Source organism: Thermococcus fumicolans (assembly GCF_055386755.1).
Map to the genome: position 1 here is coordinate 1298202 of NZ_AP042424.1, position 13839 is coordinate 1312040.

Sequence of the window (13839 nt, forward strand, 5' to 3'; positions counted from 1 at the left end):
TATTTTGAGGATGCCCCTTTTGACCCATAGTGGAGACTGTCGGGAAGTGCCCAGCGGCATTCGTTCCCTGGATTCCGAACCATTAACCATTTAAAGTGGATGGCGATAAGCGGTACGGTGAGATTGAATGAAAAAGAGTGTCCCAATTCTCATCGCGATCACGCTCGCGCTACTAATGCTCCCGGTTTCGGGGGCGGATCCGGTCTGGAGCTGGCACTACCACGACGACTGCATAGTGTTCTCCGTTGCCTTCAACGACAACGGTGATCTGGGCCTGGGATTCGGCTACTATGCCATAATCCTGAACAAAAACGGTGAGAGGCTTCTCCGTGCCCCGGTTAGGGGGTTCGCCTACTCCGCGGCGCTGAGCGACAACGACACCCTCGTCATAGGAACCGACGGGAACTGGGTGCAGTTCTTCGAGCCGGGGAAAGGGCTGACGAACGAGTACAAGACCGGCGACGTTGTCTGGGCCGTCGACATCTCGCCCGACGGGAGGTACGCCGTCGCCGGAAGCGGCGATGGGAACGTCTACTTCTTTGAGAACCAGAAGCTGAAGTGGAGATACGATACAGGGGCTTTTGTGTGGGCGGTTGACCTCTTCGGGGATAAGATCCTCGCCGGCAACGACAACGGTGACCTGTTTGTTCTGAACCTCGACGGCTCCGAGCTGTTCTCGAAGCACTTCGATGGCCAGATTCGGCGGGTCTATGGCTCAAAGGACATGATAGTCGCCCTTATACTAGCTAGCGACGAGTCGTGGAGCGAAGTTGTCGCTCTCGACTGGAGCGGGAACGAGCTGTGGAGGAAGCACTTCGACGGAAAGGTCATGAAGATTGGCTTCGACGGAGAGAACGTTGCCGTTGCAGGCGCGCTCGATAGGGTTGTACTCCTCGATAGGAATGGAAACGAAGTCTACTCCGTCCCCTTCTTCCTCGAGGCCTTCGACGTCGACACGGCGAAGGGCTACACCATCGTGGCCGGCGGTGACGATGCCCTCTTCATAGGGCCCGACGGGAACGTCCTCTGGGACTACTACCCCAACGAGACCGTTGAGAGGGTGGCCATCTCGAAAGACGCCCGCTACCTTGCCGTCACCCACAGGGTTCACGGGAAGGACATCTGCGAGGGGACGGTCGACTTCGCGGTTCTTGGTGGAACCTCCAACCCGGTTGAAACCACGACGGAAGGAACCGGCAGAACCGGCCTCGGGAACCCACTCGTCGCTGGAATCATAGTGCTGGCGGTTATGGCACTGGCACTGTTCGCCTGGAGGGAGATGAGAGAGTGAAGGCTGTAATAGAAGCGAAGAACCTCACCAAGCGCTACGGGGACTTCACGGCGGTCGACGGGATAAGCTTCGAGGTGAAGAGGGGAGAGATATTCGGCTTCCTCGGACCGAACGGGGCCGGGAAGACGACGACCGTCAGGATGCTCTCGACGCTGACCTCGATAACCAGCGGAGAAGCATATGTCAACGGCCACGACGTGAGGAAGGAGAAGAAGGCCGTTAAGAAGACCATCGGCGTCGTCCAGGACGTCTCAAACCTCTACGACGAGCTGACCGTCGAGGAGAACCTCCGCTTTTTAGCCAAACTCTACGACGCTCCCCCTGAGAACGTTTCGAGGCTGATAAAGGACTTCAACCTGCCTGCGAAGAAGAAGTTCGGAAAGCTCAGTTCGGGCTACAAGCGGAGGACTGCCATCGTCGCCGCCCTGATCCACGAGCCGCCGGTTCTCTTCCTCGACGAACCGACGGTGGCTTTAGACGTCCAGTCTGCGAAGCTCGTCAGGAACATGGTTCAGCTCCTCAACAAGGAGGGGAAGACGATATTCCTCACCACACACAACATGACCGAGGCGGAGACGCTGCCCCACAGGATAGCGATAATAAACAGGGGAAAGATAGTGGCGATGGGAAGGAGGAACGAGCTGAGGAAGCTCGTCGGGAAGGGCGTTAAGGTGCGCTTCCGCGTTGAGCCTCTGAGCAACAGGCTCCTCCGCTTCCTCGAGCCTTACTCGCCGAAGCCCGACGGGGAGACGCTCGTGGTGACCGTTGAAGACCCCGATGCTTTCCTCGAAGAGTTCTGGGAACTTAAGAGGGAGCTGGGCTTCAAGGTTCTGCACCTCTCGACGGAACTGCCGAGCATAGAGGAGGTTTTCCTCCAGCTCACCGATAGCAATGAGGACCTAGAAAGGCCCTGCGCCTGCGGGGGGTGTCCGCTGTGAAGGTCGTTCCTATAATCGTCAAGGAGCTCAAGGAGTACATGCTCAAGCCAGGTTCGATAAGCTGGGGCCTTGTGTTCCCGCTGGTCTTCAGTTTAGCGTTCATAGTCCGCTTTGGGGACATCGACCACCTTGCCCCCGGCCTAGTCAGCATCTCGGCCCTCTTCGCAACGACGTCGTTCGTGGCGTCTTCGCTCATCTTCGAGCGTAGGCTGAAGACCTTTGAGAGACTCCTTCTGGCGCCGATCAGCTACGGTGAGATAATCCTCGCGAAGGTTCTTGTTGGGGCCCTCTTCGGCCTCATGGTGAGCGCGATAACCCTTGCCCTCGTCAGGTACTTCATGGTCTACCCTGTCTGGAGCTGGCCGCTGACGATTCTTGGAATCCTCCTGGCCAACCTCGCATTCTCCGCCCTGGGAGTCTACATCTCTCTCGCCGTCGAGAACCCGATAAACGTGATGACCTGGCTCAACGTGATAAGGCTGCCGATGATGTTCACGAGCGGGGCCATAGCTTCCCTCACGCTGTTCCCGACGTGGTTCATCGCGATAGGTCTGGTAACCCCAATGACCTACTCGGTCGAGGCGCTGAGGTACTCGCTCCTCGGCTACTACGACATAGTCCCACCGCTCTACTCACTTCCGCTGATGCTGTTCATGGCGCTGCTCTTCATGCTCCTCTCGGTCAGATCGCTCAGAAGGATGTATTAACGGGCTCGGAGGGTGTTCACGTCATCATCCGTGAGCTCTCAGCTTGCTTGCTAGTCCTCATCGCCCGCTTCTATTTTTCCAGCCGGCTTTTAAATCTACCCACAAACTCAAAAACCCTAAAAGCTCGGTGGCATAGAAAGATCCGGTGGTAGCATGAAGGCCCCGGAGCTGGGGATAAAAATCGGCCTCTATGAGCACGGAGAACTGAATTCAATAGCGGATTTGGACGTCAAAGTTGGCCACAGCACGCTCATCGAGGGCGAGAACATCAGGACGGGCGTCACGGTTCTGCTCCCTCCGGTGAGGAACCCCTACCGGGAGAAGCTTTTCGCCTCGACTTTCGTCATGAACGGCTTCTCAAAGCCTATTGGCTTCGTCCAGGTCGATGAACTCGGCTACATCGAGACTCCAATAGCGCTCACCAACACGCTGAGCGTCTACACCGTCGCGAACGCTATGGTAAAGCACATGATCGAGCTGAACCCGGATTTAAGGAGCGTCTCCCCGGTCGTAATGGAGTGCAATGACTCCTACCTGAACGACATCAGAAAGATGGCCGTCCGGGAGGAGCACTACTTCGAGGCCGTTAAAAGCGCCAAGCTCGACTTCGAGGAGGGTTCCATCGGAGCTGGAACCGGAATGAGCGCCTTCGAGTTCAAGGGCGGGATTGGCTCCTCGTCGAGGGTCGTTGAGATCGGCGGCGAGGAGTACAGGATAGCGTCGCTCGTCCTGGCGAACTTCGGGAGGAGGGAGGATTTGACCATCGCCGGCGTTCCGGTTGGCCCCTACCTCAGGGACTACCCGGGCAGAGGTACCTCCAGCAAGGGGAGCATCTCGATGGTTGTAGCAACGGATGCACCGCTGACCGCGAGGCAGTTGGGGAGGCTCGCGAAGAGGTCTGTTATCGGCCTCGCGAGAACCGGCGGCTACGCCTACCACGGGAGCGGTGACGTTGTCCTGGCGTTTTCAACGGCCCAGACAGTTCCGGTTGGAAAGGAACCAGAGATGGTTAGCTTCCTGCCCGACAACTCCCTCAGCAGGCTCTTCAGGGCGGCCGCTGAAGCGACGGAAGAGGCCATAATCAACGCCCTCCTCCAGGCAAAAACGGTTGAGGGGAACGAGCACGTGAGGTACGCCCTGCCCGTGGAGAAAGTTATCGAAATCCTGGAAAAGCACGGGATGGTGGAGAGGGCCTGATCAGGCCTATAGCTCCTCGTATTTCTTCTTCATCAGCAGCGCGTCGTCCTCTATGTTGGGACTCTCGCTTATGACGACTCCCTTAACGCGGAACTCCTTGAGAACCTTCAGGAGGTCTTCCCACTTCATGTCGCTCTCCTGGAGCGGCAGATGCCTCCTCTCGCCCTTGGCCGTGTACTCTATGCCGCTCATGTGGATGTGCATGTTGTCGAGGGCTTCCCTGCCGAGCCTGTCCTCCATGAACGCGAGCATCTCGCGCCACTCCTCGGTGGAGTTGCACTCGCCTTTGTTCCTCGCGTGAGCGTGGGCGAAGTCTATCGTCGGCAGAACCATCTCGAGCTCCTCGCTGAGCTTGACGATCTCCTTTAAATCGCCGAACTGGGTCGGCTTCCCCGTCAGCTCGGGCCTTATCCAGACCTTGACGCCCTTCTCCATCAGCCTCTTCTCGATGTCCCTCAGCTCTTTTAATATCCGCTGGTAGACGCTCTCGGGGGGCTGCTTGAGGTAATAGCCCGCGTGGAAAACGACGCTCCAGCCGCCGGCATCGTAAAGCCGCTCGGCGCTCTGGACTATCCTGCCCTTGCTGGCCTCTACTTTAGCCTTCTCGGCGGCGTTGAGGTTAATGTAGTAGGGCGCGTGAGCGGTGAGAAGGACGTCGTGCTTTTTAGCCACGTACTTTATCTTCTTCGCCAGTTCGGGCTTGAGGTTGACCCCGCGGACGAACTCAAGCTCCATCGCGTCCAGTCCAAGGTTCCTCACGTGGGCTATGCCGTCTACCGTTGAGCGTTTTGGGGTTGAGAGAGGTATTCCAGCCGTTCCGAAGCGTAACCTATCAACTTTGAACATCCTCACCACCCAAAAGAATTAGGGAAGCCTAATTTATAAGCCTACCGCTCTATCTTCTCACCCAAGACCCCCTCAAGAACCCGAACTTCCCTCCCGAGTTCGTCCTCGATCGAGGAGAGCCTGTTGCGGAGCTTTCTGAGTTCATACTCGAGCTTCCGGATCTCCTCCTCAGCCATTCTGAGCGATTCCTCCCTGGCCACGATGGACTCTTTGGCAGATTCAACCTGAGAGCTGATGAGACCGATCCGTTTTTCAATTTCCTCCATCTCCTGGATCTTGCTGGGAAGGTTCTGGAGCAGCCAGTCGGCGGCTTTCTTCGCCTTCTTATCGAGGGAGGGATAAACCCTCCTGACGAGCTCCGTGAACTCTTCTGGCCTCTGAAGGACGTAGGAGGTGTCCCTTATGAAGGGGGCGGCCTCAGGAATGCGCATCCTCTTCAGCGGCTTTTGGAGCTTCGATGCCTTTGAGCGCACCTCCGTCTGGAGGGTTCTCAGCCTCACCTCAAGGGCGTTCCTCTCGTCAATCAGCGCCTTCAGTTCAGGGGGCTCGGGGGATCTCTCGCCCTCAAGGTCTTCACGCAAGCGGTAGAGCTCATCAAGTTTTTTCTCAGCACGGGAGATCTCATCCCTAATCTTTTCCATCTCCGCGATGAGTCTGGAAACGCTGAGATCCGGAAGCTCTTTTTCCCGGATTTTTAGAGCGTACTCGCCGTAGACCTCTCCGAGCTCTTTTAGGAGCCCGTTGACTCGGTAGACGTCCTTTTTGAAGAGGACTATCAGGTACCTACCGTGCCCGACGTGGAGTTTGGAGATCTCCCCCAGCTTCCGTTCAAGCTCCTCCAGGGAATCTACACCGCTCAAAACCCGCCTGAGGGCCGACACGTAGGCTCCCCTCTCCCGGAGTGCCACCTTCAAAAGGTTCGGATCGACGTCTTTTGGCGGTTCCTTTCTCTCAAGTTCGTCTAGGACTTGAAGGATCTCGCCGATTATTTCCCGGACTTGGGCGAGGTATTTGAACTTCAACCTTTCAAGCTCGGCCTCACGTTGCTTCCTTAGCGATTCGTACCTCTTGATCGCCTGCTCCAGTTTCAATCTCACCACCACTGGCCCATTGGATGAAGTACCTCCTGATAAACGTTGAGATCATCACGGTGAAGATAACGTCCACGAACGCCGCGGAGATCTCGACAATGGTTGTGAAAGAGCGGAAGTCTATCACCGAAAGAGCATAGCGGCTCGTGACGTCCACTATTATCCAGAACGCAGGAAGAATCAGAACCCCGGCTATATTGTACCAGATGTGGGGGTCCCTTCTCAGATAAGCCTGCACAATGCGGCCCACGAGGATGACGGCTATACCTATGATGACCGTCGTGTTTATGGAGTGGACGTAGAGTATGAACTTGATGAGGCCCGGCGGGGGCACTTCGCCGAGCAGCTGCTGGGCGTAGATGTCGATGTTGGCATAGGCGTTTATCATGCCCGCAATGATTATGAGCAGCCCGGAGACGCCGAAGATCACCTGGATGAACTCGTTCGTAATGGCCCTGAATATCTGGATGCGGAAGCCCTTGGTGAAGGCGTACCCGCCGATGAAGAGGAGTATTATGCCGACGACGATGTTCGAGATTATGCTCATGCTCTGGGGGTAGCTGACCGAGATGAGCTTTCCCACACCGTATAGGAGGAATATAACCCCGGGTATCCCAAGGAAAACCTTGGACGCCTCGGGGTCGCTCAGGATCTCCTTGATGTAGCGGTAGATAACGTAATAGGTCGTCTCAATGGTCTCGTTCTGCTTGACGACGACCCTCTTGGAGCTGACGATCTTGAGGCGGGAGGAGAGTATCGGGAAGACCTGCTCGTCTTCTGCCCCGTCGGTCACGGGTATAACGCCATCAGCTGGGAACCTCTCCAGGACCTCATCCAGCTGCCTTCCGAGCTCGAGATCGCTCTTAACCCCAACGTCCGGATGGCCCGTTATCAGGGCAACCTCAACGTCCTCGAACTCGCCGCTCTCCTTGAGCTCGTCGTAGAGCTTGACGGCTGCATAAACGACGTTGGCATCGCTGTCCTCCGGATCCGCAAGGCTGAGCTTGAGGGCCGCATCTATACACCTGCCCTTACCAATAACGGGACCCTTAACCCCGGCCTTCTTACCAAAATCATCGTCCCTATCGATGGCCAGCACGAGAACCCTCATCACTAACCCCCGCGGACTTTCTCCTTTACCGACCTCACCTTGTCCTCCATATGGACTGGCTTGTCTCTCCTGTCGTCAATCCGTATGGTTGTTGAGACCCTCTCGGCCCCGAGCTCGAACATCAGCTCGTGGGCCTCTTTTATTATCTCGAACGCATCCTCGACAGTTGGAACCTCAATTATCGTTGACATGGGCGTCAGCTGATATTTAATCCCCCTGGCACCTAAAAGCTTTACTATTTCCGCTACGTAGCGGCTGAGACTCCTCTCCCCCAGGGGAACCACAACGAACTCAACGATGACCAATTTCGACACCCGACTTAACTACTTTCGGCGTATTTTAAACCTTGCGGCAGGTTAACCTAATAAGAGGATTGTACAAAATTCCACTCAGGTGGTGCAGATGTACAGGATAAAGGACGAGTGGGGCGAGTTCCTCGTCAGGCTCGCGAGGAAGGCCGTTGAGGAGTACGTGAGACATGGTAAAACAATAAAGCCTCCAGAGGACACCCCACCGGAGCTGTGGGAGAAGATGGGGGTCTTTGTAACCCTCAACAACCGCCACGCGCCTCCCCAGATGGCGCTGCGCGGCTGTATAGGCTTCCCGCTGCCGATATACCCGCTCGTTGAGGCGACGATAAAGGCGGCAATCTACGCCGCCGTCGACGATCCGCGCTTTCCACCGGTGAGGGAGAGCGAGCTTGATGATCTCATCGTTGAGGTCAGCGTTTTAACCCCGCCCGAGCCGGTTGAAGGCCCGCCCGAGGAGAGGCCGAAGAGGATAAAGGTCGGTCGCGACGGTCTGCTCATCGAGAAGGGCATTTACTCCGGCCTACTCCTCCCGCAGGTGCCCATCGAGTGGGGCTGGGACGAGGAGGAGTTTTTGGCGCAGACCTGCTGGAAGGCAGGCTTACCACCCGACTGCTGGCTCGATCTGGACACCAAGGTTTACCGCTTCACAGCGGAGATATTTGAGGAAGAAAAGCCTTGGGGCCCGGTGAGGAGGAAGCCGCTGGTTTAAAAATGAAGTCAGAAAATCCCTTGAACCTCAACAGTCTTCCCGTACCTGAGCCTGTAAGTAACGTCCGCGATGCGAATCAGCTCTGGGTCGTGGGTCGAGACGACGATTGTTTTTCCCTTCTCTTTAAGATCCTCAAGAATATTCACCACCCTTTTTGAAGATTCCTCGTCCAGGTAAGCCGTGGGCTCATCCAGGATGACAACCGAAGGATCCTTAGAGAGGGCCATGACTATCGAGACCCTTCTAAGCTCGCCGCCGCTGACCTCGTTTGGTTTCTTCTGGAGCAGTTTCCCAACGCCCAGACGATTCGCCAGATGAACCGCGAGCTTTCTGTGGTCATCATCCAGTTTACCGGAAGAGTTCAGAACGAGCTCTATGTTCTCCCAGAGAGTAAGCTGGGAAACGAAAACCGGTTGTTGAAAGGAGATCCCTATCCCCCGTCTGAGGGCGAGCAGTTCTTTCTTGGGAAGCTCATAAGGATTTCTCTCGTTATAGCTTACCCTCCCCTCCGTCGGCCGGAGGAGTGTGGCGATCGCCTTAAGCAGGGTTGTCTTGCCTGAACCGCTCGGGCCGAAGACGACCGTTATTTTCCCAGGGGCAAAGAACCCATTAAAGTCCCTGAGTGCGGTGGTCTGGTTTTCCCCCGTCCTGTATATGACGGTGAGACCTTCACAGGTGATGTTCCATCCTTCCGACAAAGTCACACCCCCTTCGCTTTCCTCAGTATTGAGACGAAGTAGAGGAGAAGCCCCGCAAAGAGGGCAAGAGGAGGCAAGAGGCCTATTAACATCAGCTTTCCGCTTATGAAGCCCGTTGAAGCTAAGTAGTAGCCGTCCCGTATCATTGAGGTCGGGACAAAGGCCAGCACGAGGAAGACCGGGACAACGACAGCCAGAAGGGACAGCGGCTCTTCCCCGTTGACCTTCATGAGCTCTGCCAGCCCGGACAGTCTGTCCCCATCCCTGAGGCCAATCACCAATCCAGTGGCTATCATTAGGACACCCGAGAGCAGCGAGGGGATGAAGCTCCCCGGGTCTTCAAACTGGAACTCAACGTGGGTGGATATCCCTTCCACGGACCACAGCTTGTCAAACGCTTCTGGATACGAGGCGGCTGTCCCGTTTATGGCTTCCATTATCTCCCCAGTCGTTTTGGAGTCTCCGCTGAGCAGGAGGAAGGCAGGTTTTGGGTTAAGGCCGTTTTTTCTAGCATCTTCACACGGGATGAGCAGGGCATCGATGTTTCCGGGAAACACCTCAACGGCCCCATAGGGAGCGGAGATCTCGTGAAGGTTCCAGTCATCGTCCACCACGGCAACGGTAAGCGAATTCCCTGAAACCTGCACAACTCCGGCCTTTTTGAGCTCCTCAAGGTAAGATTTGGGAGCTACGATCCCTTTGGGGTTAGAAGAAAGCTTGTGGTAGAGCAACTGGGCAGTCGTGCTCATCCCACCGGCCTTCTTCAGGAATTCCAGAAAGTCACGGTCGTAGCATAGAAGCCTGCCGTGGGTTGAATAGGTCATCCTCTTTCCCTGAACAACGGTGCCTACCTCCCAGAGGGTCGCGTAGGCAACATCCTTTCCCATAACTGCCTCGAGGGTCAGATTGTAGGCTTTGGGCAAACTACTTGAGTCCGCAAAGTTAATCACTCCCGTTGCGCCGCCGCTGTAGGTGTCGATCACCGAAGCCAGCGAAACTAAAGGGGTCGAAAACAACAGTGCTGTGTAGAGGAAAAGAACTCCAATGGAGATCATTCCAAGGGAGAGAAGTCTTGCAACGGCCCTGCGCCCGGGCTTTCCAAGTCCAACGGCGAGGAAAATTAGCGAGATTACTCCAATTGAAATCAGAACCCCGGGGAGATATCTGAGAGTAGCTAGCATGAGTAGCAGTGAAGCGTCTGAGCTGCCGAGGGACAGGAGATAAGCTAAAATACTCGACGCGTAAATTCTCAGCTGGAGGTTGTAATGGAGAATGATTCCGAGGATCCCTAAAACGACCAGCGGGAAGGCCATGAGGGTGTATCTTTTTAGCTCCCTGCCCGCCACAAAGTTCCTCAGAACGTAAACGAGCAGAAGCATTATGGCAGAAAGGAGAGATGCTCTCTTGTCAAGGAAGAGAGCAATCAACGCGAGGGCGAAGAGAACGGTTACGGAGGTTATTAGATCCAGAACCCTTTCCCTGCCCCCGTTGGTCGAGATCAGGTACCTCATCCTCTCCTCGTCCTCCCTTTCCCGGCCCATTATAACGAGCAGCGCGGGCAGCACCGGGAGGAAGAGGGCCATGTAGCCCCACAAGTAGTCCCAGAAGCTTCCTTTGGCAGAAGATTCCACCTCAAAAACCCAGCGGGGAGTCAGAACGTCCATGACTACAGAGAGATTGTATCTGGCCGCTTCCCGAGATAGGGCCTGATGGATCTCCTTTATATTCTGGCTTCCGTCGGTTATAACTATTATCCCCTGGCTACCGGTGAAGAGCTCTCCGAGGTCGTCCCCAACGCCGTAGGAATTGAGTAGCTTTCTCGCGAACTCCGGAGAGGCTATACAGGCTTTATCATCGTATTTCTCCCACCTCTTTAGAATCGCCCTGAGAACTCTGCTCTTCTCGTCGTTTCTCGGGAGAACCTTGACCGTGCCGATCCTGATAGTAGCAACGCCGTCATACCCCTGGAAGTTGTCTATGAAGTAGGTGTAACGATATTTTATCTCGACTCCCCCAGTCTTCTTGGCGGCCTTTTCACTGGAAACGTAGCAGTCGGCCCCTCTATATCCTCCCAAGAGGGGCACTAAAATTATCCAAGTTTGAACATCTCCAGACTTATAGTCCGAAACGTACAGCGGGAGGTAAACCTCTGTAGCCATTATTCCAGCACTGGCAAGCATACTCCGGACGTCGTTTACCGAGAGGCCGCCACCACCCTTCACGGAACGCGGAGGTTCTGCTCCAGTGGGAACTTCTCCGTTCTTCAGATAGGTAACGCTCGGCCCATCATAATCCGTCGGGACAAACCGGAGAGAAAAGTATTCCCTTGAAAACTCGCCGAGCCTCATCTCGGTCGCCTGGTTTATAAGGGCACTTGCCGTTGCAGGTATTACCGCGACGAGGAAAACGAGAAAAAGGAATGAGAGGAAGACCTTTGAGTAGTGTCTTGCCATCGGTTTGATCTTCATCCCAACACCTCCAGGCTTAGGAGAAGGTAGTTATTTTGTCAACCCGATAGTACCAGAGATAACCATCGTCTCCTCCGGCTTCACTGTCGTCTCCGAGTATGAAAGTCATTGCTCTAACTTTAAAATCGTCCCATGTAAACCATGTATTTGTGGATTTATATTTTGCTACAGCAAAGAGAACTACGAGAGGACGGTCTCTAAGAGTGTTATCGAGATAGTCTGCCTGACCGTTTTGAGTTCTTGTGGAGATGAGAAATCTCAATGTTTCGGGGAAAGTCTCCTTTTTCTTAACTACGATCTTCCCCGCGTATCTAAGCAGCCAGTTGTTGTCGCCTCCCAGAACTACACAAGTATCATCGGATTCACAGATTTTTTTCTGAACATTATCTCTAATCTGCTCAGCAGTGTAAGCGTATCCTTCTTTGTTCCGATCAATATCGATTTCATATCCTGTTGGTAAGGTGCTAGACCAGCTTAGTCCAAACGTCCTTTCTGCTCCGAGTTCGAGAAGTTTGCTTACTCCAACAGAAGTCCCAATGGAAAGCTGATATGATACCCCATATGTTATATACCCACCATCTTTTACATGCCCTCTTGGTTTAATACCTGAGATCCCAATGAGATTGTAAGGTGGTGCATTGTATGAGCGAATCGCATTGCTGTACCATATCATGACTTGATACTCTACAGGTTTATAGTCGGGAGACCAGCTTCTGACAATCTTTGAGGCAGAGAGGTAGACGTCTATTAGGTTGCTATTATGTGTGCTTAAGGAAGAAGCACCACTATATGCAAACCCTGGCCCATAGTGCAAGTCAACGTTGAAGTGATCCACGCTCCGATATTCCTGACCCAACAACATGGGGGATGTGCTGCTAAGGCCGGTTTCTCCATATGCTAATCCCAAAGTGGCCTGGTGTAGTATGTACAGACCAAGCACTATTACTACTAATATCTTAGGTAGACCATATTTCCAGCTATCCACCCCCATTGAAAATCACCAGTTATGGGTAAGAATTACCTCGTTTTATAATACTTACGATGTCCGAAGTAACAAAAGTCATAAGACAATATACATCGAGTTTCAACCTGGCCATAATAAAAGACAGAAAAAGCCTAACCCTTCCCCAATTTTGCGATGAAGAAGCTGTTGCAGTCGTGTTTGTGCGTCCACGCCCTGAAAACCTTATCGCCGACCTCAAGGAAGCCCCGGTCTCCCCAGCCGAAGTCATGGGGGATAAGCTCCAGTCCAACGCGGTTCACCGCGAAGAGCACGTTTTCTTCATCTTCATCAATCCTGATAGAACAGGTCGAGTATGTCATCTCGCCGCCGTCGCGGAGGTTTTCGTACGCGTTTCTGAGCATGTTCCTCTGCACGCTGATTATGCGCTTGATCTTCTCCTCGTCGAAGCGCCACTTGACTTCCGGAAACTGTCTGTAGGTTCCGGAGCTTGAACACGGCGCATCGAGGATTATTTTGTCGAACTTGGCCTTGTCCCGGAAGTTCTGGCCGTCGGCGTGGACCAGCCTGACGTTTTTAATGCCGAGCAGCTTCATCTTCTCCTTCATTCTCATTAAGCGGTCGTAGGAATAATCCACCGCAACTATCTCGCCCCGGTTCTCCATCAGCGCCGCCGCGTGGAAGGTCTTTGAGCCGGGGGCCGCTGCCAGATCGAGAACCCTCTCGCCGGGTTCCGGATTCAAGACGTGGGCGACGTAGGCACTAGCTAAATCCTGAATCACGAACTTCCCCTGTTTGTACCAGTCTAGCCTTGTAACTGGAGTCTTGTACTCGAGGACCTTCAGAACGTCCGGAACGGGGGTCAGGGCGGTTTTAACGCCCTTCTCCTCAAGGTAGTCGCGGAGGGAATCAACGTCCGTCTTCAGCGTGTTCGCCCTGACGTAATACCTCTGCGGCCTGTTGTTGCTTAGGAGCAAGCGAACGGCCTCGTCGTAGCCAAACAGGTCGATAGCGTACTCCACGTACCAGCGCGGGTGAGAGAAGCGAACGCTCAACCACTCGATTCTGTCCTTCTCCTTCAACTTCTTCAACGCTTTCTCCACGTCGAACTTCTCTATCGAGTGCATCAGGGCGTTTACAAATTTGGCGCGGGAGAAGTCGAACTTCTCCTTGACGACGCGGATTATCGAGTCGGTCGCCACAGCGGGCGGGACCTTCCGGAAGTGTATCTCAAACGTCCCTATCCTCAGGAGGTTAGCGAGGTAGGGGTCTAAGTCCTCAACGGTCGAGCCTTTAAGCACGGAGTTGATTATGAAGTCTATCTTCGCTCTCCACTTCTCTATCTCGAAGACGTAGGCATGCGCCAAACCGCGCGCCTTCTCGCGGTCCCTTCCGGCTACCTTCCTGAAGACCCTCTCGAGGGCGTGCTTCGACGACAGCTCGCGCTCCTCAACTAAGCTTAAAGCGTCCGCCACTACTTCCTGAAAGCTCACGCGGTAAAACAGCTCCAT

At 54.5% G+C, this 13839-nt stretch carries 13 protein-coding genes; 5 read left to right on the forward strand and 8 right to left on the reverse strand.

What is annotated here, in order from left to right; genetic code table 11:
- Positions 1-127 precede the first annotated feature (127 nt).
- From ACZ5AM_RS07170 to ACZ5AM_RS07185, 4 genes are all read left to right on the forward strand, one after another.
- Positions 128-1291 carry a WD40 repeat domain-containing protein gene (locus ACZ5AM_RS07170; protein WP_464914338.1) on the forward strand — a complete coding sequence of 388 codons (1164 nt, stop codon included), beginning with the start codon at positions 128-130 and terminating at the stop codon, positions 1289-1291.
- The gene (locus tag ACZ5AM_RS07175) at positions 1288-2229 is read left to right on the forward strand and encodes an ABC transporter ATP-binding protein (RefSeq protein ID WP_464914339.1); all 942 of its coding nucleotides are present in this window, start codon (positions 1288-1290) and stop codon (positions 2227-2229) included. The genes ACZ5AM_RS07170 and ACZ5AM_RS07175 overlap by 4 nt, the downstream gene beginning before the upstream one ends.
- Positions 2226-2936: an ABC transporter permease gene (locus ACZ5AM_RS07180; protein WP_464914340.1), complete on the forward strand. Its 711-nt coding sequence runs from the start codon at positions 2226-2228 to the stop codon at positions 2934-2936. Before ACZ5AM_RS07175 ends, ACZ5AM_RS07180 begins: the two co-directional genes overlap by 4 nt.
- A gap of 153 nt (positions 2937-3089) precedes the next feature.
- Positions 3090-4133 carry a DmpA family aminopeptidase gene (locus ACZ5AM_RS07185; RefSeq protein ID WP_464914341.1) on the forward strand — a complete coding sequence of 348 codons (1044 nt, stop codon included), beginning with the start codon at positions 3090-3092 and terminating at the stop codon, positions 4131-4133.
- Between the two features lie 6 nt (positions 4134-4139).
- Here the strand turns inward: ACZ5AM_RS07185 and ACZ5AM_RS07190 are convergent, their stop codons facing one another.
- From ACZ5AM_RS07190 to ACZ5AM_RS07205, 4 genes are read right to left on the reverse strand one after another with little or no spacing between them, the layout of a single operon-like run.
- Positions 4140-4979, reverse strand: coding sequence for a deoxyribonuclease IV (locus tag ACZ5AM_RS07190; protein WP_464916052.1), 840 nt, complete (start codon positions 4977-4979; stop codon positions 4140-4142).
- A gap of 41 nt (positions 4980-5020) precedes the next feature.
- Positions 5021-6076, reverse strand: coding sequence for a DNA repair protein Rad50 (locus ACZ5AM_RS07195; protein ID WP_464914342.1), 1056 nt, complete (start codon positions 6074-6076; stop codon positions 5021-5023).
- Positions 6018-7181 (reverse strand): DUF373 family protein, encoded by a 1164-nt coding sequence (locus ACZ5AM_RS07200; protein ID WP_464914343.1) that lies wholly within the window; start codon positions 7179-7181, stop codon positions 6018-6020. Before ACZ5AM_RS07200 ends, ACZ5AM_RS07195 begins: the two co-directional genes overlap by 59 nt.
- Positions 7182-7183: 2 nt before the next feature.
- Positions 7184-7486, reverse strand: coding sequence for an MTH1187 family thiamine-binding protein (locus tag ACZ5AM_RS07205; RefSeq protein WP_464916053.1), 303 nt, complete (start codon positions 7484-7486; stop codon positions 7184-7186).
- 97 nt (positions 7487-7583) lie between these two features.
- Between ACZ5AM_RS07205 and ACZ5AM_RS07210 the strand changes: the two genes are divergently transcribed.
- Entirely contained in the window at positions 7584-8201 is a 618-nt protein-coding gene (locus ACZ5AM_RS07210; RefSeq protein WP_464916054.1) for a TIGR00296 family protein, read from the forward strand.
- A gap of 8 nt (positions 8202-8209) precedes the next feature.
- Here ACZ5AM_RS07210 and ACZ5AM_RS07215 read toward each other — a convergent pair whose 3' ends face one another.
- The 4 genes from ACZ5AM_RS07215 to ACZ5AM_RS07230 form a co-directional block, all read right to left on the reverse strand.
- On the reverse strand, positions 8210-8899 hold the full coding sequence (locus tag ACZ5AM_RS07215) for an ABC transporter ATP-binding protein (RefSeq protein WP_464914344.1): 690 nt from the start codon (positions 8897-8899) through the stop codon (positions 8210-8212).
- 2 nt (positions 8900-8901) lie between these two features.
- Positions 8902-11367, reverse strand: coding sequence for a hypothetical protein (locus tag ACZ5AM_RS07220; protein WP_464914345.1), 2466 nt, complete (start codon positions 11365-11367; stop codon positions 8902-8904).
- A 16-nt stretch (positions 11368-11383) separates the two neighbouring features.
- Positions 11384-12358 carry a hypothetical protein gene (locus tag ACZ5AM_RS07225; RefSeq protein ID WP_464914346.1) on the reverse strand — a complete coding sequence of 325 codons (975 nt, stop codon included), beginning with the start codon at positions 12356-12358 and terminating at the stop codon, positions 11384-11386.
- A gap of 125 nt (positions 12359-12483) precedes the next feature.
- Entirely contained in the window at positions 12484-13839 is a 1356-nt protein-coding gene (locus ACZ5AM_RS07230; protein ID WP_464914347.1) for an RsmB/NOP family class I SAM-dependent RNA methyltransferase, read from the reverse strand.

What these genes read in the sequence shown, in the direction of transcription:
- ACZ5AM_RS07225 (WP_464914346.1), bottom strand. Translation starts at nt 12,358, where the DNA reads ATGGGGGTGGATAGCTGGAAATATGGTCTACCTAAGATATTAGTAGTA.
- ACZ5AM_RS07190 (WP_464916052.1), bottom strand. Translation starts at nt 4,979, where the DNA reads ATGTTCAAAGTTGATAGGTTACGCTTCGGAACGGCTGGAATACCTCTC.
- ACZ5AM_RS07200 (WP_464914343.1), bottom strand. Translation starts at nt 7,181, where the DNA reads ATGAGGGTTCTCGTGCTGGCCATCGATAGGGACGATGATTTTGGTAAG.
- ACZ5AM_RS07185 (WP_464914341.1), top strand. Translation starts at nt 3,090, where the DNA reads ATGAAGGCCCCGGAGCTGGGGATAAAAATCGGCCTCTATGAGCACGGA.
- ACZ5AM_RS07230 (WP_464914347.1), bottom strand. Translation starts at nt 13,839, where the DNA reads ATGGAGCTGTTTTACCGCGTGAGCTTTCAGGAAGTAGTGGCGGACGCT.
- ACZ5AM_RS07220 (WP_464914345.1), bottom strand. Translation starts at nt 11,367, where the DNA reads ATGAAGATCAAACCGATGGCAAGACACTACTCAAAGGTCTTCCTCTCA.
- ACZ5AM_RS07210 (WP_464916054.1), top strand. Translation starts at nt 7,584, where the DNA reads ATGTACAGGATAAAGGACGAGTGGGGCGAGTTCCTCGTCAGGCTCGCG.
- ACZ5AM_RS07170 (WP_464914338.1), top strand. Translation starts at nt 128, where the DNA reads ATGAAAAAGAGTGTCCCAATTCTCATCGCGATCACGCTCGCGCTACTA.